The sequence below is a fragment of the Sphingobacterium sp. genome, from assembly GCF_039596235.1.
Classification (GTDB): domain Bacteria; phylum Bacteroidota; class Bacteroidia; order Sphingobacteriales; family Sphingobacteriaceae; genus Sphingobacterium.
This window is the reverse complement of sequence record NZ_JBCNKE010000001.1, coordinates 453819-473623: the sequence shown is the minus strand read 5'-3', so window position 1 is coordinate 473623 and position 19805 is coordinate 453819. Positions and strand designations below refer to the sequence as shown.

Sequence of the window (19805 nt, the reverse complement as noted above, 5' to 3'; positions counted from 1 at the left end):
ACAAATTCGCTATCTACTGAACAATTAATGATAATTTACTTAATAGTACTTTTAGTGTTTAGCTGGGCAATATAATAGGTAAACTGTTTATTTTTTCCATTATCCCCCTTTTTAAATGTATAAGCTTTAACGATAATGCTGTGCTGGTCCACCCATCTGATATTTTCCACTGCCCAGTTCCAGCTCTCGAAACTACGGTATTCGGAAAGACTAATTCGTTGTGAGGAACCTTTTTGAACTTCAAGCACTCCGATAAAGCAACTGTTGGGAGCATAAACCTGATTGTAGTGGTATACAAGAAACCGTCCATCGGGAGATGGAACAGGTATTTCTACTGCACCATCACCGATCGAAGCAATTGTATGCTGGCGACCATCGATGCTATCCAGCAAAATCAGATCACTAAAACCCAAACCTTCGGCAACATGATTGCTTGTCAGAATATGCATTTTCAGTTGTGGAAAATAGCCTTTATACTCCCAGCCCCGGAATCCGTCGGCCTGTCCTGGTGAGGAGTCGTACTTTTTAAACTTTAACCTTCCTTTTCCTGTTGGAATCACAAAATTCTCCTTTTCAATTGCTGGAGTTTTATCGACAATAATATCGATGCTGGATGCTTTTTTATAACTCTCCCGTCCTACCCTTTCGAAATTTAATTTGGATAGGCTGTCGTACCTGTCTCCATAACCGACAGTCAGGTCTTCATTCGACTGCCCGTAAACAAAGCTGCAGGAAAAAAGGAAAATAAAAATCAGTTTCATATCTATTTTTTGATTATGATATAACAAGATAGGCTAAAAAAGCTTTCTTGATGGCAAGTGTATTTATAACTTTTTTTAAAAGATAGTACCATTTCGATATAAAAGTAGCTTAGATCAGCGCCAAAGTGAAAGGTTATTTAATATTTGTTTATAGCTATTTATGATTCGCTGGCTCACAAGCATTCGTCCTAGATAATTCAAATTGTCTAACCCAATTTTATGGTAGCTTGTAGAGAAAATATATTCCGTTTCTCCGGCTCTTAGCAGCTACTGAAAAGATAGTTAACCCCCTGGCGTAACGGTTCACGGGATATAATCATCCGACTAAGAAGAACGAAAGCGTTATATTCGTATTTAAACTTTAATGAATTACTCTTATCTTTAATACTGCAAATATTTAATTTTTTATGAAGGCACATACATACGAAACACAATCAACAATTACTCCTGAAAAAGCATTAAACTTCTTAAAAGAAGGTAATCAACGCTTTGTCAATAATCTAAAAGCAAACCGGGATCTTCTCGAACAGGTAAATGCTACCCGTGAGGGGCAGTGGCCATTTGCTGTAGTGCTTAGCTGTATTGATAGCCGTACTTCTGCTGAACTTATATTTGATCAAGGTCTAGGTGATATTTTCAGTATCAGGATTGCCGGAAATTTCATCAATCAAGACATATTGGGTTCCATGGAGTTTGGCTGCAATGTCGCTGGATCTAAACTTGTTGTCGTATTAGGCCATACCAAATGTGGCGCTCTAAAAGGAGGACTGGATGCTGAACAGATCGAAGGATTGGGAATGGACAACTTGAACCATCTGGTCAGTCATTTTGATCCTATTATTAATGAGGTGATTGATGAAAACGAGGAACGTTCTTCAAAAAATAGCGTATTGCTAGAGAAACTAAACCAACAGAATATTAAACATGCAATTAAAGATATCCGCAGACAAAGTTCAACTCTCCGTAAGCTCGAAGAAGAAGGCAAGATTAAGATCGTAGGTGCAAACTATGATGTTGAAACAGGAAGCGTAACCTGGTTATAAAGTATATTTTCAGAAACTGTTGTCAACCCTTTTGTGGGTCAAAATTTGGCTTATTCAAGAACTGTACAGCATAATACTAAGATATACCTATGCTATAAATGCGAAAAAGGCTGTTTGGAAGTATCCAAGCGGCCTTAATTTCATATTATATTCCTGCTATTTATTTGAGGTAATTTTCAACATCAACAAGCTGATATTTGGGACTTCTTTGCATGAATTCATCCAAAAAAGCGCTATGGGTAGCTCCCATAATTATAAAAATTCGATCATCGTTATTGACTGGTATCTGGTTCAAATTGGAGAATATCCGCAGATTTCGTCTATAGAATTTACTCGCTTCATCTGCCCCTTCGAAATTGCCTTTTGTGCTGATGTGAGTTAATATATCAGCATTCAAATTTATGAATTTTTGTAAAGTCTCTTTGCGATTAAATAGCATCAATTTTTCTAGCACAGAAAGGTTTTCTGCTACCATAAATTCTTTGAAAATACTGGCGCTATATTTTTTTGAGGTTACGCTATCTACCTGATTTTCCAATTCTTTACCGATGTTATAGTTATAAGCTGCGGTTTGCTGTTCGTCGATACCATATATTTTGTTTACGCCAGCCATTTTCCCGATTTCGTAAGCAATTAAGGCTATTTCCCCTCCATATTTTGGTGTATAATCTTTATTTTCTCTAAAATTCCCATAATCGGCATTCAATTCTTCATTTTTTGTTGGAAGTACTTCCACACAAATTATTGTCGGTTTGAATTCCGCCAGCATCTTTGCAATTTTATAAGCCTCTTTTTTATTTTTGTCATCCTTTTCATTAAATTTTACCTTATGTGCATCAGGTGTATATGTCATGTGAAAAGTTGCAAAATTTAAGACTTTTGTTTTTTGCGCGTAGACTTTTCCAAAAAGGATTCCACAAAGCAATATAAAGATGGTTTTTAAATCGATCCCTCTTGCTTTGGTACATAGTTGAATCAACTGTGCTGTGTTTTTCAGGCTCTTCATGTGTTAGTTTGTTCTTATTGATCCAAAAATATCACAGTTCGCTCGAATATAAGCTACACTTGGGTGTAGTTTTTATAGATTGATCTCTCCCTTTAATTCCTATCAAGTTTTGGCCAAGTTTAGTATGGTCATGACTGCTATCCTTTTTTCCCTCTGGATTGGCACAATGTACTAAGAATATGAGGACCACCTGACCGAACATTTTTCGCTTTACCATATAAAATCTGGACATAATTTAAGAATGCCGTTTTTCATGCTAAATTGGCAGTGGATAACAGTTTACTACCTTCATTCTAATTAATTTTTCCTAATTAAAATCGAACTCATTGATATAACCGACTTTTGGTTTCACATTTAGCTTTTTAGCCCATATTTTATTAAGCTCATTTGTCGTCGTTAGCGTTTGATACACTGTAGAAATTGTGTTTTTCGATCAGCTGATCTTTAAACCTAGGAGTTTGTTTTATTATTCTGGAACTATAGCTGTATCAAAGAAAATTGAATAAATTTAACTTAAATACAAACGATCTAAAAAGGGTAAAAAGAATGGAAATAGAACAATATATCAGTACGCTTTCCGAAGGCGCACAAAATGCCATCCGACAGTTCCGGAAGGTAATTTCCGAAAATGACAAAGCGGTTTCAGAAAGTTTTGGGAAATTCATGTCTAATCCGAATGCAATCAGCTATAATGAGCAAGGTGTCTTTAAATACGGACTTACCGTGGCCAAAAACTATATTTCATTCCATTCACTGGTAATGTATTCAAATCCCGAATTGATGGATGAACTAAAATCAAAATTGCCAAAAGCTAAATTCCAAAAGGGTTGTATTAATTTCAAATCATTGGATGAATTTCCAGAATCGGTTCTGTCAGCGCACATGCAGAGATCCTCTAAAATAGATTTTAGTCCTGTGATAAATCGTTATCTGAAAAAGAAGTAAAACCTTTTAAATATTCTATTTCTTGCTGCCATTGCGCTAAGAAGCGGATACCTCAAAAAAAAGCTTCCCTTGAACTGGCAGGGAAGCTTTTGGTAATTGCTAAAGATTATTTCGCAGATAACCCTGAAAATTATCTTGAAACTGCAGGTTGTTTCCTGTTCTATATTTACTTAATTTGTTATTAAGCGCCAGCCCCCATAGTATAAATTCAGCCAGGAAATAGCGATCTTCGGCTTTCGTTGCTGGCTGGTATTTTTGTATCAGTGTTTGTATAGGTATCATTTGATCCAAGAGGCTTTTGTAATCTTCATCCGCAAGCTCATCAGATAGTTCAATCCCCTCCGACTCGGAAAACCAACGGACAATCTCATCATAGGGATAGCGTTCGTTATCCTTCTGCAGCTTCTCAATTTTGGGGAATAAGACCGGAAATAGGCTCTTTACAGCATTTTCAATCAACTGCAATGCAACGGAAGCTGCGCCTTCCTGTTCACCTTCATAAACGAGTTCCACCTTACCGGTTATCGCCGGTACAATACCCATAAAGTCACTCAATCGCACTACAGTCGATTTTGAACCGTTTTTAAGCATGCGCAGTTCTGCCGTGCTCAATAGATTCTGAAATGCGGTAATACTCATCCGTGCACTAACACCACTTTTTTCGTCAACATATTCGCTATTTCGAGCTTCAAAACTGATCTGTTCGATTAATTCACTTGCCAACTCAGGAACAAATATATGCTCCTTCTGTGCTACTTCCAAGTTTGCCTCCTGTGCTGTAATAGTCTTCGCTACCTCGATAGATGCAGGATAGTGCGTTAATATCTGTGACCCGATCCGATCCTTCAGCGGTGTCACTATACTTCCTCTGTTGGTATAGTCTTCCGGATTTGCAGTAAACACAAACTGTACGTCTAATGGTAGGCGCAACTTAAATCCGCGGATCTGGATATCCCCTTCCTGCAAAATATTGAAAAGAGCCACCTGAATCCGAGCTTGAAGATCCGGAAGTTCATTAATGACAAATATCGAACGGTTTGCACGCGGAATCATCCCAAAATGAATCACACGATCATCTGCATAACTCAATTTCAAATTAGCCGCTTTAATCGGGTCTACATCACCAATCAAATCTGCGACAGTCACATCAGGCGTGGCAAGCTTCTCCGCAAAACGGTCACTCCGATGCAACCAGGTTATTGCGGTATCATCTCCATTTTCCTTTAAAAGCTCCTGCGCATAGCGGGAGATGGGATTAAAAGGATCATCATTAATCTCGGATCCCTGTACCACCGGTACGTATTCATCCAATAAATTAACCATAAGCCTGGCCAAGCGTGTCTTTGCCTGACCTCGGAGCCCCAGAAAATTAATGTTGTGTTTGGAAAGAATAGCTCTTTCAAGTTCTGGAATAACGGTATCCTCGTAACCATGTACACCAGTAAAAACAGTTTCACCTTTGCTTATTTTTTCAATCAGATTTTGACGCAATTCTTCCTTTATCGTCTTAGGTGTATAGCCCGCGCTTTTTAATGCGCCAAATGTAGTAATCGTCGTATAATTCATATGTTGTGCTAATGAGGCGCAAATAATGCGCATATGTATCCTCCTATCGTTAAACGATCTATTTATCGTATCCGTTTTTTGCGATTTTCTTCGTAATCTTCGAAAATCATTCCCCCAAGATCTCCGAGTCCTGTATAGTAGGCCTTGCCCTGATTTGACGCGGTAAATTCGTTGACGAATTGCTGTAAATAAGGATCAGAGGTGATCATAAAGGTCGTAATGGGTATCCCCAGCTTTCGAGCCTGCGCAGCCATACTATAACATTTACTGGTAATGAATGGATCCAAGCCCATTGGGTTCTTATAGTAAGTGCCGTCCGGCATGTTTAGGCAGCTCGGTTTTCCGTCTGTGATCATAAAGACCTGTTTATTCGCATGCCGCTTTCGCCGGAGGATGTCCATTGCTAACTTTAAGCCGGCGACAGTATTGGTATGATACGGCCCGACTTGCAGGTAAGGCAAGTCTTTAATCGCGATGGGCCAAGAATCATTGCCGAAAACAATGACATCAAGGGAATCCTTGGGATAACGTGTAAGGATAAGCTCCGATAAAGCCATGGCCACTTTCTTTGCAGGTGTGATCCGATCCTCTCCGTATAGAATCATACTATGGCTGATGTCAATCATCAACACTGTACTCATCTGGGATTTAAATTGTGTATCTTCAACGACCAGATCATTTTCTGATAGATTGAACTCCCCTATCCCATGATTAATCTGAGCGTTTTTCAGGCTCTCGGTCAATGCTATTTTCTCAAGGCTGTCTCCAAACTGATAACTCCTAAAATCACCGGTATTTTCGTCACTCCGACCTTGATGATTGGTTTTATGATTGCCTGAAGCTCCTTTTCGCATCTTTCCAAAAATCTGATCTAATGCATTCTGCCGCAGTGCTTTTTCCATCTTTGAGGTTATATCTGCACTGCCCTCAGCACCAAAACCCAATTTCTCGCGAATGTATCCCTTGTTCTTTAGATCTGCAATGAAATCATCGATCGTGTATTCCGGAGTAGTCAACTTAAACTCGCTATCCAATTGACGCAACCAGTCAATGGCTTCATCAAAATCGCCAGCTGTATGGATAATCAGTTCTTTAAAAATTTCAAATAATTTATCAAAAGGAGTCTGAAAAGGCTCGGCATATTGTGTGAAGAGAAAACCCCTATTTCGTCTCGTACTGCTCATGCATTCCTTGTTTTAAGAATAAAGAAGTTATCCGTCGATTGAATTAGGAATCACTTCGTGATATAAATTTACGAAATATTAATTCTTATAAAGAGCCCTTCACCGAAATTTCGCGCTCATAGTACCAATCAGAAAATCGGATTAATACTTATCTTTTTTACTAATTCATTGACTTGCTCCCTATGATTTTCCCTTACATTTTCAATTGACAATGTCCCCCCCAGTATGAGCATTTCCTTGTACTGGAAGCGTTTTCCTAACCTATCCTCAAGCATAACCTTTTCCATACTTTGGGCAATGCCGATTTCCTTTAAAAAATGATTGGGATGGCCCGCGGTACAGATGACTATTCCATGTTTGATTATTTTCATTTTTGGCTGATCTGGTTTTTGGCCATAAGCATAACCGACGGAATAAACTCTGTCAAACCAACCTTTCATCATTGCTGGACAGTCACTCCACCAAACTGGATATAGGAAGATAATACAGTCTGCATTTTCTATCTTTTGCTGCTCTCCAATCACATCCGCTGGGACGGGCAATGTCGTATCTGCATTGCCTTCTCTTTGATATTCCGTTAAGGTCATAATACCCTGAAAATTATCCGCATATAAATCAGAAACTTCAACATTCCATCTTTGGGCTACCAACATATTCTTTAGGTGGCTCAATATCTCGAAAGTATAGGATTTCTCGCTCGGATGACTGTAAACAATTAAAATATTCATAATGACACAATTAGGATTACATTTTCTTTTGTGAATCTTGTGGGAACTTCGAATCGAATTGTTTAATCAAAACGGGATTGGCAATGGAATATTCATAACAATCTATTATTCAGTGCAAAGGTCAAGGCTTCGTTCATATTGCCCACACCTAATTTTTCAAACAATTTCCGTCGATGGAATTTCACCGTATCTATTGAAATAAAGATCTTCTCGGAAGTTTCGTGGATGGTAAGTCCGCGATGATAATAGCGTAAAATTTCGATTTCACGTTCTGTGAGATTAACTTTTGTACGAGCAATCCATTTACCACTCAATAGGTCAAGCTCCCATAGCAAATCAGAATGAAGTTTTTCTATGGTTACATTTCCTGAAGAAATATTTGAAGATAAAGATACGATACACATCGCCTTCCATATCTTCCCCTCCTCAGTTAGAAAAAACGGTGTTAACTTATGATTGATCAAAATATATTTCTTATTTGCATCTTGTATTTGAAAATCATAGGATATAACATGTTGTTTCCGCTCTTCCAATGGAATATTTTCATAGAAATTAAAACCTGCATTGTTAATCTGAATGAGCATCTGAAAATCCGCGGCAGGGACATATTTCTGGTAAAATCCGTATCCCATCTCAACAACCTGTCTTGGAGTTAAACCTGCAAGAAACAACGGATTATCTGAAACAAATTCAAATGCTTTCAATTGATAATCGATCACGTAAATACTTTGGTAAGTAATACGCGCGAAAGCTTTAACAATTTCTATATAATCTTTGGTCTGTTCTAAATCTTTTGCTGATAGGCTATCAACAGCATTCTTGGGTGAAAATAAATCGTTAACATCCATGTTCAATCTATATACTTCAAAAGTAAATAAAACTACACTCAGGTGTAGCTATTATTATGATAATGTGTAATATTTTTGAACAAAATTGAAATCGATCGGCAGCGTTTTAGCAGGCAAACCGAATCATATCATTACAGCCTTAATTACCTTAAAAATGACAAATTGCAAAAACTGTGGAACTGATATCATATCCAATTTCTGCCCAAATTGTGGTCAACCCGCGATCCTCAAAAGGATAGATGCGCACTATATCGCCCACGAGATTGAACATGTCCTTCATTTCGAACGGGGGATTTTGTATACTATCCGCGAACTTGCCAGTACTCCGGGAAAAAATGTACGGAATTACCTTTCTGAAAATCGAAGTCGCTTGGTCAAACCCGTAATTTTTATTATTATCACCTCATTGATCTATTCGATTGTAAGCCATTATTTTCATGTCGAAGATAAATATATTAGTTATTATGAATCCCTACACTCTACAACGGGTGCTATGTATCTCTGGATCCAAAACCATTATGGTTATGCTAATATTATGATGGGGATATTTATTGCATTTTGGGCAAAAATACTTTTCAAAAAATATGGGTTCAATCTTTTTGAAATCATTATCCTATTGTGTTTTATTTTAGGAATGAGCATGTTAATATATACACTTTTCGCAATAATCGAAGGTGCTACAGATAAAAATGTCATGATACTCTCGAGTATAGTAGGTATGTTATATTGCGTTTGGTCTATAGGACAGTTTTTCGATCCACATAAAACAGTTGGTTATCTAAAAGCCCTATCTGCATACATTTTAGGATATGTCACGTTTACAATAGCAATTTTTACTATTGGTTCTACGATAGATCTTATCTTTCATTGACAATGATAGTTTTCGGTCCATTCATGAATAGATAAACCGCCACCATCTTAAACATAATTTTTATCAAAAAAATTAATAAATGTTACAAAACAATTCTCAACATTGATTTATCAATCGATTGATTAAACAATAATGGATAAAATTGTAATTCTTTTTTTTGGTCAATCAGTTCAATGGGCTATATTCATTGTTATACAATATAAACCATTATGAGAAAACTTTTAAATTTATTGATTGCCACCTTGGCTCTAGGTGCTGCGTCTTGTAATAAGACGCTCGTTCCAACGGATGAAAACAGTGAAAATTTAAAACTTAAAGCATCCAACGCAACAATTACCAATGAGTGGCGCACAAATCCGTACAAACTCAATGTCATTTACTTTGTGCCCAATGATGTCGATTCAATTCCTGATTTTAGAAAACGAATCAGCCGGATCCTTTTGGACGCACAGGAAATGTTTGCCACGAATATGAACCGTGAAGGTTTTGGTCGTAAATCCTTCGGATTGGATCTGACAAATGATACCTTGATCAATATTCACTATATTGCCGGAAAATTTGGAAAGTCAACTTATCCTTATTCAGGGGGTAGCGGTGCCGTCAAATCCGAAGTGGATGCTTATTTTGCCCAGAACCCTACAGCAAAGAAAAGTGAGCACAACCTGATTATTATTCCTACCTATAATACTGACCCAGCTAATCCGGGAGGTCCTCCCTTCTATGGTACCGGAACAACGTGTTATGCCTTGGATTACCTGAATTTAGATGCCAAAAATCTAGGAATAGGTGGGGATATTGGCTGGAAGGCAACAGTTTGGATAGGCGGAATGATTCATGAACTCGGTCATGGTTTAAATGCCAGTCACAATCGGATGAATAAGACATTAGCTCCGACGCTGGGTACCGCATTGATGGGTTCTGGTAATTCGACTTATGGCATCTCTACCACTTCATTGACAGCCACCACTGCCGCCACTTTTAATAACAGTCAGGTGTTTAGCACCGTAACAAGAAATGACTGGTATACTTCAGCGACCGCGGAGATCACTTCACTATCCTCAAGTTTTAGCAACAACAAGATCATTATTTCCGGCAAATTTACCACGACCAAGCCCGTAAATGATATTGTGGTTTGGCATGACAGAGAGCCATTTGGCAGTAACAACGACTATGATGCAGTACAATGGGCCACCAAAATCATTGGTCAGGATAGTTTCAGATTCGAATGTCCATTGGCAGATTTTTATGATTTAACAGGAAACTATGAAATGCGTATCGGCTTTATGCATGTCAATGGAAGTCGCTCAACATTAGGATATGCTTATAACTTCGTCAATAATATTCCTGATCTCAGTAAGGTTGTTACGCATAAACTATTACCGACGACAGGTTGGTCGATCATAGGTAGTGACAGTAACGAGTCCGGCGCCCCAGCAAGCAATGTGCTTGACATGAACAGAAGTACAATCTGGCACACACCATGGTCTTCGGCACAAACACCGCAACCTCACTTCTTCTCCGTAAACATGGGCGCGCTACGTTCGGTAAAAGGACTCGCATTTCGAAACCGTGATAATCTGAACGGAGCAATGAAAGATATCAATATTTATACGAGTACAAACGGGACAAGTTGGACCTTAGTTAAATCTACCCAGCTGAGCAAAGTTTCTGGCTCTTGGATTAATGTTAATCTTGATTCGACAATAAGCACGCGCTATGTTAAAATAGAGTCTGTAAATTCCTGGGGTGATTTCTTCTATTCACATCTGGCAGACTTTGGAGTCTTTTCTGATTAGTCTTTATCGCTTAAAACAATAAAGGAGTGTCCACAAAGGTCGGACACTCCTATTTTACTTCCTACATCCCACAATTTCTTTTCTCGAGTATTTAATTTCCAGGTGCATTTTACACCCCTTCCTTTGTTTATTCCAATACTACGGGCCTCAGCTGCTAATGTGGCGCTGACGACAATAAAACTAGCCCCTGAAATCTGGAGTATGAATTTCTATAGATAAATCTCTACTTTAGCTATCGTATATCATCATCAAATCATAAAAGGCTAATGATAGACCAGGGACAATAGATAGCCTGCAGAGAGCAAAAACATTGAGAGACTTTCAACGAGCCGAACTTTAGCTTGTAATGATAAGAGTCATTTGTAGTACACATATGATCAGCGAGAATAAATTTCCTAAGATCTAACCGGACTGGAAAGAGAAAAACCCACCCAGGTTTTACGATTGGCGAAACAATCGAAGCGTATGGTGGAAGTTTGTTATTTTAAATACAAAACTTTTTTCGTTACAAATTTAAGGCAAACATGATAAAAACCACAGCCGAATCCTCCCTATAAAGCAGGAAAAACAATACGTAAAAACAAACCTTTCAATTACTTACACGCAATACCAGCTCAGGCACCACTTAATATTAATTAAGCACATTGTTTCTAATATTTTTGTATAATAGCTATATTTTTAAAAAAATAGCTAGGTAATGTTATCCATCGAACACTATTTCAAAACATATTTTCTACAGCTCTGCACGTTTGCCTTTCCATGGGTCAACTCGGAGGAGATAGCTAAGGATATTGTACAAGATGCTTTTATTGTCCTGATGGATAGACCTGAATTGTTGGAGAAGGGAGAACGTGTTATCAAAAGTTTTCTCTACACCTCTGTAAAAAATATGGCGATGAACACCAAACGACGGGATATGGTATTTGATAAGATACGTGATTCCATAGCCCTAGAAGAATCCGACAATCATAATATTCTTGACGAGCTTATCAATGCTGAACTGATTGGCGCATTACACCGCGAACTTAACCAATTGCCTGAAGGCTGTCAGCGTATTTGCCGTTTAATCTATTTGGACGGTATGAAATATGAGGAGGTCGCACGGGAATTGGATGTATCTGTCAACACCGTAAAAACTCAACGGATTCGTGCAATAAACCTTTTAAAAACCAAATTCCTAAACCTACTATTAAACTTCCTTTTGTTTTAAAGATTATCCTTTTTTATTTTTTTTCATCCGGAGTCACCCTTTTTGATTCCTCAAGTTATTTAGTTATTAAATTATGATAGAAACCGATAAAATAGTGTTGGCTGAATTGGCTTCATTACTTCTGAAAGATGGGCAATTATCTACTGTACAGGAAAATGAGCTAAAGCGTTTGTTGGAAAAATATCCCGAAGCAAAGGATAGTTTACACTACCGTCTTGCGAATACGGATATCCAAGTCCCATTTGATTTACGTAACACCGATTTAGATCAGGAGTGGGAAGTTTTAAAAACCAAATATAATGAAAGAAAAATACCCCCAAATTATCGCCGGTGGAATGGAAAATGGAAAGCTAAGATCGGAGTAGCTGCCGCGCTATTATTAGTCTTTACGTTTGTTTGGATCTGGAAATCTTATCTTAAACCTATCAATTATCTTATCCCAGATAAGACCTATGGGCAAAAAAACGATGTTCTTCCGGGGGAAAACGGTGCTATCTTGAAGATTAAAGGAAAGGGAGATATCAACTTAATGAATAGACAAGTCCACCAAAGCCTTTCTCAGGGTATTGAATTTAAAAATGGGAAATTATTTTACACACAGCTCAAAACTGAAGAGTCCAATGTGATGCATACGTTAATTGTACCCAAGAGATCTACTATAGCACTAACACTAAGTGATGGTACACGTGTATGGGTAAATTCGGAATCGGAATTGACCTATAATGCCAATTTCGAGAAAAATCAACGGAAAGTAACATTAACAGGGGAAGCTTATTTTGAAGTAGCCAAGGACACCAAACGACCTTTCATCGTAGAAGCCAATGACCTTAGCATCCAAGCGATAGGAACAGCTTTTGACATCAATTCCTATACCTCCAATGCCAAAGTACTGCTAACTGAAGGACGCTTAAAAGTCAATGGACAAGAAAAAGAGATTTTTATAGATGCTGGAAATGGCGCGAAAATAATTAAAAATCAACTGGTTGCATTCCCCATACCGGACATGGAAGAAGCAACAGCATGGAAAGATGGCTATTTCTATTTCGAAAATAAAACTATGCAGCAGATTCTCGATGAATTAAGCCGCTGGTATGGTATCAAAATTGATTCTAACGTTTCATTCGATAAAATACGTTACAGAGGAGGCATAAAAAGAGATGTGACCCTTGCAGAAGTCTGTAATCTGCTGAAAGACCTTACCGGCTATCAGCTAACAATAGACAAAGAAAAATTAATCGTAACAAACCAACCGAAAAAAAATAAATGAACTATCTAAACAAGAAAAGGAGGGCTTATAATATGTAAGAAGATTAATACCTAAATATTGTATGAAAAAGAATGCAGAAGTACTGCAATACTCCTGCATCTAACTGAATTAACAACTGATCGTAAACTATTAATTCTCTACCAAATTATGAATAATTTATTTTATTCAAAAGGAATTCTTTGTCCTATAGACAAGGGGAAAATTTTGAACAATCTAATCAAAATGAAACTGACCGGAATATTATTAGCAACATCCATGATGGGTGCCTACGCTTCAAGCTCTGCTCAGATTACACTGCATGCCAAAAACGCCAAGATTGAAACAGTCCTCAAAAACATCACCAAACAGACAGGAGTACGTTTTATCTTTATGGAGGGCTTACTGAATAATGAAAAAGCAAATCTTGAAATAACAGATGCAACCCTGAATAAAGCACTTGATCAGCTCTTTAAGAATAGCGCATTTTATTACATGGTACATCGGGGTACCGTCGTCATAAAACGGAAACAGGACGATACCCTTGGTGATCAGCCAGGCAGCGAAATGCTGTATCAGCAACGAACCCTTCGAGGGAAAATACATGACACAAAAGGGAATCTATTAAGTGCAGTCAGCATTTTGCTCAAAGGGACAAACATTGGAACCACAACAAATGCTAGAGGTGAATTTCAGCTTTCTCTACCAAACGGGAATAAAGGTACATTGATCTTCAGCGCGGTTGGCTTTAAACAACTTGAATTACCCATCAACAATAAAACCGAACTTAATATCGTCATGGACAGTGATGAGATTGGGCTTGAAGAGGTTGTGGTGGTCGGATTTTCAGAGGTCGATAAAAAGCACCTGGCTTCTTCTGTATCCCAAATGGATATGGAAAAAGTAAAAAACCGGCCTATCTATAAAATGCAGGATGCCTTTTCGGGAACAATTCCCGGTGTTACGATGATGCGGGGAAATAGCCTTCCTGGAAGTGTACCTGGCACCATTTCTATTCGTGGTATCAGCACCTTACAAAACGCCGATCCTCTGGTCATCGTGGATGGAATGGAACAGAGTATCCACGATATTGATCCTAATCAGGTGAAAAGTATTACCGTACTTAAAGATGCGGCTTCAGCGTCTATGTATGGCTCACGTGGCGCCAATGGCGTTATTATCATCGAAACAGAACGTGGACAAACGGGCCAATTTAAAGTTTTTACAAATAACTGGTATGCCATAAACAAACCGATAGATCTTCCAGAATTTGTGGGGGCAGTTGATTTTATGAAATTGCGAAACGAAACACTGATCCAACAAGGACAACCAGCAATCTATTCGGATGAAACAATTGAACAATATGCCAGCGGAAAAATAAAAGGGGTCAATTGGCTGGACGCAATCATGGAACGCACGTCTACGGCAATTAACAACAACGCAAGTATTTCAGGTGGCGGTGGTGTAGGTACCTTTAACCTTATGTTGGGTCATATTAAGGAAAATGGCCTCAACAATATTGAAGGTACACAAAAATTCTCAGCCAGGTTCAATACGAATATCAATATTGCAGATAAGTTTGTCTTGATGGCCGATTTTTACGCACATCGTCTGCAAGTCAACCGGCTGATGGCAAATGATGATGGTCACGGACTCTATCAACAAGCCTGGCGCCTGAACCCAACGCAACAGATCTACTATGATGTGGACAGGCCTGAACCATTCATACTGCATAACAACATAAATCCGATTGCTTCGATTAAACATGGTGGCACAAAAAATTATATGCATGACCGTAGTACGATCAATCTCCGGCCTAAATACAATATCAACAGTAACCTAAATATCGAAGGAAATGTATCCTACATGATCAATAAATCTGCCGACAAGCAAAAGCGATTAACCTACAAATTCTTTGATGAAAAAGGGGCGCCGATCAGCATATGGGGTAATGATGTGAATGCTTCACAAGGAGTCAGTGAGAGCCAGCTGACTGCGCGGGCATTGGTAAATTACAACAAAGAACTGCGTCAGGATAAAGACAAAATCTATCTCACCGCAGGCTCTGAGATCATGAGCTATACATTTACCGATTTTAGGGAAATTAGCAAGGCTTCCTTTTTTGGTAAATTAAACTATTCATTTGACAACCGTTATATATTTGAGTTAACAGGTCGTTCGGATGGGAGCAGTAAATTTGCACCGGGTCATCGCTGGGGTTTCTTTCCATCAGGGGCATTTGCGTGGAATCTGCATAATGAGCGCTTTTTCAAGCCAATTCTCGAATCTGAGACGATCAACAATATTAAAATCCGTGCCTCATACGGGTTGATTGGTAATGAAAATGTTGCTCCCTATCTGTGGCAGGAATCTGTCAATACCTGGGGATGGACAATGCGAGTTCCCAATTCTAATTTTTCATGGGAGAAACAAAAACAATGGAATCTCGGTCTAGATATGAATGCGCTCAAAAACCGACTTTCTTTAACAGCGGAGGTATACCATAAAAATTCATATGATTTAATCTACGACCAATTTGCCGTTCCGCCCCTAACAGGATCATACAACTTAGTCTCCGCAGTAAATATTGGTGCGGTAGAAAATAATGGCTGGGAAGTTTCAGTAAACTGGTCTGACAAGAAAGATGATTTCTCTTATAAAGTCGGCGCGATGCTATTCAATAACCGCAACCGCATACTCAAGGCTGGTTATAATGAAAATGACCGCTTGATTTTCAAAGGCAATAATGATCAGATATGGTATAGAGGGATCCCGATCAATAATTATTATGGCTTTCAATCAAATGGTTACTTCCAGAATCAACAAGAAATTGATGAAACCGCAGCGAAAATGCCCAATTCCAGACCTGGCGATATCCGCTATGTAGACCAAAATCAAGATGGTTTGATCAACGACAATGACCGAGTTTATCTAGCGGATCCACTTCCCTATTACAATTACGCCATCAATATGGACCTGCATTATAAACGCTGGGATTTTTCAGCACTGGGCCAAGGTGTGGGCAAAAGAACGGGTAGGCTAGCTGGTCAGGAAGCTTATCCAGTGTATGTCGATGGAAATAGCAATGACCTAGGGGCACCACGTGTTGAATATGTTGCCGACCATTGGAGTCCGGAAAATCCAAATAGCCGTTTCCCGCGTCTCTGGACCGGCTCTACGCCAAACACACTTTTAAGTAACGTATGGCTTAGCAATGCCGCCTTTTTCCGTGTCAAATCACTTCAACTTGGGTACACTTTTCCCTCCGTTGGTAAAAGCGTCAAAAACCTAAGGATTTATGTAAACGCCCAGGATGTATTCACCATTACAAAATGGGAAGGATTAGACCCTGAACGGATCGGTAGTGGTAATGGAAATTACCCGCGGATGGCAACATACAGTTTTGGATTAAGTGCGAGCATTTTTTAATATCAACACAATGAAAAAGAAAATTATTACCCTGATAATAGCTTTGGCAACACTTAGTAGCTGTGAAAAATTTCTTGATAAGCGAGATCCAACAGCAACTTCTTTTGATGAATTTTTTAACACGGAGGAGGATTTACGCCGTGTAGTCTACAGCAGTTATTTGGATGCTTTTATGGGACCTAGTGAACGTCGTCTCCTTTTTTACATGACCGAAGGTCGTTCGGACAATGCTTATGCCCGCATTGAGACAGATCACCATATGATTATTGCCAACGGCAATATGACCAGCAACTCTCCTTTAGCGGTTTACTACTGGAATTTACACAATCAGCACATAGGACGTATTAACACCTATTTGGCAAATGTTAATGTACCCTATGTCGAAAATGAATCTACCCGTCAAAGGTATAAAGCTATTCTTGAAGGTTTGCGCATCTGGCATTACTTTAGGATTACAGAGTTTTGGGGGAATGTTCCTTTTGTGCTTACTCCTGTTAAACTGGAAGAGGCGACACCACCAGTCACACCTAAAGCTGAAATTCTCGATAAACTCTTTGAAATGAGTGAAGATGTTGCAAATAGACTTCCAGAAAATGAAGGTACGACAAATGCATATATGTTCAATAAGTATTCTTTTAAAACATTGGTCATGCGTTATGCGCTCTATAATGGAAGGTACGAACTCGCGGCAAGGCTTGCTAAAGAAATCATGGATAGTGGAAAATATCAACTGCATCCCCAATATGCTAATCTGTTCAACTATCAAGCTGATAAAACTAATAAAGAGTTTATCATTAAGTTCGATATGGAGAGTCATAACAATTCCGCAACGGCCTCTTTTCAACATCTGGCTCCACAATATCGAACCGGAAATGGACAATCCTATGTTGTTCCTCTAAAAGCACTCGTGGATAGCTATTGGACTTTACAGGGTCGGCCAATTGACAACTGTCCATTACACAGCAAGCAAGCTTATGAGCTTAATCCAAAATTGAATCGCGATCCACGGTATGAAGCCAGCATATTTGGTCATGGCGATCTCTTCAATAATGAAAAAATAGACATCTATGATTCCAAAAGCGCTTTTTACTATCAAAACCTACGCAGTAGCAGATCGGGATACTGGTTTAAGAAATTTGTGGACCAAGCCGATGCATTCCGTACTGGTGGAAATATGCATTTTTCTTTAGCCCGCTATGCCGAAGTCCTTTTAACCTATGCCGAAGCCAAGATTATGTTGAATGAAATAGACGAACTGGCCAAAAGTTGTATCAATCAAATTCGCAAAAGAGCTGGACTTGATATGACCGTTGCGGATGTCAATTTAGTTGCAAAATCACAGCAGGAATGGATAGCGCTCATTCGCAACGAAAGAAGAATCGAATTCGCCGGTGAAGGGTTACGCTATAGTGATATCTTACGATGGAAAACGGCAGAAACGGTACTTAATCAAGCTGCTCTCGGTCATATGCGTTTGAATAATGCAGGACAGTCTGAGGTACTCAAAATTGAAGATCGAAAGTTCTTAAAACACCAATACCTATGGCCATTTCACGAAAGTAGTTTTCAGGTAGAGCCTAATTTGGTACAAAATCCGGGCTATTAATCACTAGTAAAAAACGGCTTTCCAGATGGAAAGTCGTTTTTACTTAGCTAGTGCTGCCATGTTACTTGGATCTATTCTCAGGCTCGAATCCTGCTTTCTCTAAAAATCCCTCACTTCGTCAAACCAGTTATTAGCGGTTTCCTGTTGTATTTTTACCGGCGAGGCTTCTATTAATTGCTGAATGGCAATACTGGTGTCTTCCCGCTCTACAGTTTCAATATTAGGCAGTTTATTAATTGTTTCGATCAATTCTACAAGGGCTTGTTTTACCTCGTTTTCTGTTTTGCCTTTAGCGATTTTCTGTAAAGCAGTTTTATAAGCTTTGGTAGCTATTTTAGCATTTTTGCTTTCCCAGTTTGTAAACGGAATTCCATATTCTGTTGTAAACCACACTGAGCTCCGCAGTTTGGAGACTGAACAATATTCTAGTTCTTTACCTGACTTAATGAGCTCTTTTAATTCGGTTTTTAATCTTTTTCCTGTAATCTCCTCAATATTCCAGCCGATAAATGATTTCAGGTTGTCCCAAGCATTTAAAGAAGGGAAATTTTCCAAGTTGGGAGCATAACGAATAGCTAAACTTTCCAACTTTTCAAGTTTCTTTAGACTGGCTACATTACTAAGATTTCCTGTAAGGTTTAACCCTTGCAAATTGGAAAATTGCAATAAGCATTCGCAATCAAGTGGCTGTCCTAACGGTTCAACAACAACATCGACCCAAGTAATTTTTTCTAGGGCTTTAAAAACAGGTAGCCGATAAGGCAATACGGATCTATCCCTCTTTACATTAGGATAAAGACGGATGTATGGATTTGCATTTTCGGATAAAATTTCAAAATTTTCCAGGTCTCCTGATAGACTAAGCGATCTCAAACCAAGGTTATTATTATCTTCGCCTGATGGTAAAGCTATTTTTACAGGAATGTTGTTGGAACGAACTGTCAAATTTCGGATCTGAGCAGCATATAAATTAATATCAGCTGGTTTAGATGGCTGCCAAAAGAAATCTTCAATCGCTCTTTTTTTTGACCACTCCAAGAAGCCTATATCATTACCATAATAATAAAAAAATCTTGGCCAAAGGCTACCCGCGGGCGTCGTATATGCATCAAAGGCATGCCAGTTGAGAGCCGATTCTCTTTCAACAAGAACATCAAATTTTTTCTTATCCATATCAGCTTCACCAATAGAAAAAGTCCCTTGACCAGCCTCAATTTTTACGGTATGACTATTCGTACTCGTCAACGAAAGATGGATCGCATTTTCTCTATTCATATTGTAAGGGTTAACAGCATTTTTTGTTTTAAAATTTCGAGCATCTCTTTCTACAATCTTATTGCGGACATTTTCCTCCTTGCTATGCTAGGAGTCTGTTACAGCACTTGACTAATTTACAAAAAACAATCTTATTCTATTTCACAACCTAGATCACTATTCCTGAATATCCGTTTTGTCCCGCATTAAACTGTATTTTATCATCTTGCTCGTAGTGAACTCAACTAGAATAAATAATTAAAAAATCAGTAAATTCACGATATGATAACACTTGATCAGCGTATAAATATGATT

General features: G+C 38.6%; 15 protein-coding genes. 8 read left to right on the top strand and 7 right to left on the bottom strand.

Annotated elements, in window-relative coordinates:
* Positions 1-35: 35 nt before the first annotated feature.
* Complete coding sequence (locus ABDW32_RS01940; protein WP_343558875.1) at positions 36-761, bottom strand: hypothetical protein; 726 nt, start codon at positions 759-761, stop codon at positions 36-38.
* A gap of 407 nt (positions 762-1168) precedes the next feature.
* Here ABDW32_RS01940 and ABDW32_RS01935 point away from each other — a divergent pair, with 407 nt between their 5' ends.
* Positions 1169-1804: a carbonic anhydrase gene (locus tag ABDW32_RS01935; protein WP_343558874.1), complete on the top strand. Its 636-nt coding sequence runs from the start codon at positions 1169-1171 to the stop codon at positions 1802-1804.
* A gap of 160 nt (positions 1805-1964) precedes the next feature.
* Here ABDW32_RS01935 and ABDW32_RS01930 read toward each other — a convergent pair whose 3' ends face one another.
* Positions 1965-2810: a DUF5694 domain-containing protein gene (locus ABDW32_RS01930; RefSeq protein ID WP_343558872.1), complete on the bottom strand. Its 846-nt coding sequence runs from the start codon at positions 2808-2810 to the stop codon at positions 1965-1967.
* Positions 2811-3356: 546 nt separating this feature from the next.
* Here ABDW32_RS01930 and ABDW32_RS01925 point away from each other — a divergent pair.
* Positions 3357-3755 carry a DUF1801 domain-containing protein gene (locus ABDW32_RS01925; protein ID WP_343558871.1) on the top strand — a complete coding sequence of 133 codons (399 nt, stop codon included), beginning with the start codon at positions 3357-3359 and terminating at the stop codon, positions 3753-3755.
* A gap of 99 nt (positions 3756-3854) precedes the next feature.
* On the opposite strand, the gene ABDW32_RS01920 is transcribed toward ABDW32_RS01925, so the two are convergent.
* The 4 genes from ABDW32_RS01920 to ABDW32_RS01905 form a co-directional block, all read right to left on the bottom strand.
* On the bottom strand, positions 3855-5354 hold the full coding sequence (locus ABDW32_RS01920; RefSeq protein ID WP_343558870.1) for a sigma 54-interacting transcriptional regulator: 1500 nt from the start codon (positions 5352-5354) through the stop codon (positions 3855-3857).
* A 29-nt stretch (positions 5355-5383) separates the two neighbouring features.
* On the bottom strand, positions 5384-6505 hold the full coding sequence (locus ABDW32_RS01915; protein ID WP_343558869.1) for a hypothetical protein: 1122 nt from the start codon (positions 6503-6505) through the stop codon (positions 5384-5386).
* 128 nt (positions 6506-6633) lie between these two features.
* On the bottom strand, positions 6634-7233 hold the full coding sequence (locus tag ABDW32_RS01910) for an NAD(P)H-dependent oxidoreductase (RefSeq protein ID WP_343558868.1): 600 nt from the start codon (positions 7231-7233) through the stop codon (positions 6634-6636).
* A 92-nt stretch (positions 7234-7325) separates the two neighbouring features.
* Positions 7326-8081 (bottom strand): LuxR C-terminal-related transcriptional regulator, encoded by a 756-nt coding sequence (locus tag ABDW32_RS01905; protein WP_343558866.1) that lies wholly within the window; start codon positions 8079-8081, stop codon positions 7326-7328.
* A 154-nt stretch (positions 8082-8235) separates the two neighbouring features.
* On the opposite strand from ABDW32_RS01905, the gene ABDW32_RS01900 reads away from it, so the two are divergent.
* From ABDW32_RS01900 to ABDW32_RS01875, 6 genes are all read left to right on the top strand, one after another.
* The gene (locus tag ABDW32_RS01900; RefSeq protein WP_343558864.1) at positions 8236-8952 is read left to right on the top strand and encodes a DUF3667 domain-containing protein; all 717 of its coding nucleotides are present in this window, start codon (positions 8236-8238) and stop codon (positions 8950-8952) included.
* A gap of 209 nt (positions 8953-9161) precedes the next feature.
* Complete coding sequence (locus tag ABDW32_RS01895; protein ID WP_343558862.1) at positions 9162-10748, top strand: discoidin domain-containing protein; 1587 nt, start codon at positions 9162-9164, stop codon at positions 10746-10748.
* 697 nt (positions 10749-11445) lie between these two features.
* Positions 11446-11958, top strand: coding sequence for a sigma-70 family RNA polymerase sigma factor (locus ABDW32_RS01890; protein ID WP_343558861.1), 513 nt, complete (start codon positions 11446-11448; stop codon positions 11956-11958).
* Between the two features lie 73 nt (positions 11959-12031).
* The gene (locus tag ABDW32_RS01885; protein WP_343558860.1) at positions 12032-13225 is read left to right on the top strand and encodes a FecR domain-containing protein; all 1194 of its coding nucleotides are present in this window, start codon (positions 12032-12034) and stop codon (positions 13223-13225) included.
* Positions 13226-13372: 147 nt separating this feature from the next.
* Positions 13373-16630 (top strand): TonB-dependent receptor, encoded by a 3258-nt coding sequence (locus ABDW32_RS01880; protein ID WP_343558858.1) that lies wholly within the window; start codon positions 13373-13375, stop codon positions 16628-16630.
* Between the two features lie 10 nt (positions 16631-16640).
* The gene (locus ABDW32_RS01875) at positions 16641-18236 is read left to right on the top strand and encodes a RagB/SusD family nutrient uptake outer membrane protein (RefSeq protein ID WP_343558856.1); all 1596 of its coding nucleotides are present in this window, start codon (positions 16641-16643) and stop codon (positions 18234-18236) included.
* A 99-nt stretch (positions 18237-18335) separates the two neighbouring features.
* On the opposite strand, the gene ABDW32_RS01870 is transcribed toward ABDW32_RS01875, so the two are convergent.
* Positions 18336-19409: a hypothetical protein gene (locus ABDW32_RS01870; RefSeq protein WP_343558855.1), complete on the bottom strand. Its 1074-nt coding sequence runs from the start codon at positions 19407-19409 to the stop codon at positions 18336-18338.
* Positions 19410-19805 lie beyond the last annotated feature (396 nt).

Bases quoted from the DNA above. Each gene is read 5' to 3' on its own strand.
- ABDW32_RS01940 (WP_343558875.1), bottom strand. From the start codon at position 761: ATGAAACTGATTTTTATTTTCCTTTTTTCCTGCAGCTTTGTTTACGGG.
- ABDW32_RS01935 (WP_343558874.1), top strand. From the start codon at position 1,169: ATGAAGGCACATACATACGAAACACAATCAACAATTACTCCTGAAAAA.
- ABDW32_RS01930 (WP_343558872.1), bottom strand. From the start codon at position 2,810: ATGAAGAGCCTGAAAAACACAGCACAGTTGATTCAACTATGTACCAAA.
- ABDW32_RS01925 (WP_343558871.1), top strand. From the start codon at position 3,357: ATGGAAATAGAACAATATATCAGTACGCTTTCCGAAGGCGCACAAAAT.
- ABDW32_RS01920 (WP_343558870.1), bottom strand. From the start codon at position 5,354: ATGCGCATTATTTGCGCCTCATTAGCACAACATATGAATTATACGACG.
- ABDW32_RS01915 (WP_343558869.1), bottom strand. From the start codon at position 6,505: ATGAGCAGTACGAGACGAAATAGGGGTTTTCTCTTCACACAATATGCC.
- ABDW32_RS01910 (WP_343558868.1), bottom strand. From the start codon at position 7,233: ATGAATATTTTAATTGTTTACAGTCATCCGAGCGAGAAATCCTATACT.
- ABDW32_RS01905 (WP_343558866.1), bottom strand. From the start codon at position 8,081: ATGGATGTTAACGATTTATTTTCACCCAAGAATGCTGTTGATAGCCTA.
- ABDW32_RS01900 (WP_343558864.1), top strand. From the start codon at position 8,236: ATGACAAATTGCAAAAACTGTGGAACTGATATCATATCCAATTTCTGC.
- ABDW32_RS01895 (WP_343558862.1), top strand. From the start codon at position 9,162: ATGAGAAAACTTTTAAATTTATTGATTGCCACCTTGGCTCTAGGTGCT.
- ABDW32_RS01890 (WP_343558861.1), top strand. From the start codon at position 11,446: ATGTTATCCATCGAACACTATTTCAAAACATATTTTCTACAGCTCTGC.
- ABDW32_RS01885 (WP_343558860.1), top strand. From the start codon at position 12,032: ATGATAGAAACCGATAAAATAGTGTTGGCTGAATTGGCTTCATTACTT.
- ABDW32_RS01880 (WP_343558858.1), top strand. From the start codon at position 13,373: ATGAATAATTTATTTTATTCAAAAGGAATTCTTTGTCCTATAGACAAG.
- ABDW32_RS01875 (WP_343558856.1), top strand. From the start codon at position 16,641: ATGAAAAAGAAAATTATTACCCTGATAATAGCTTTGGCAACACTTAGT.
- ABDW32_RS01870 (WP_343558855.1), bottom strand. From the start codon at position 19,409: ATGGATAAGAAAAAATTTGATGTTCTTGTTGAAAGAGAATCGGCTCTC.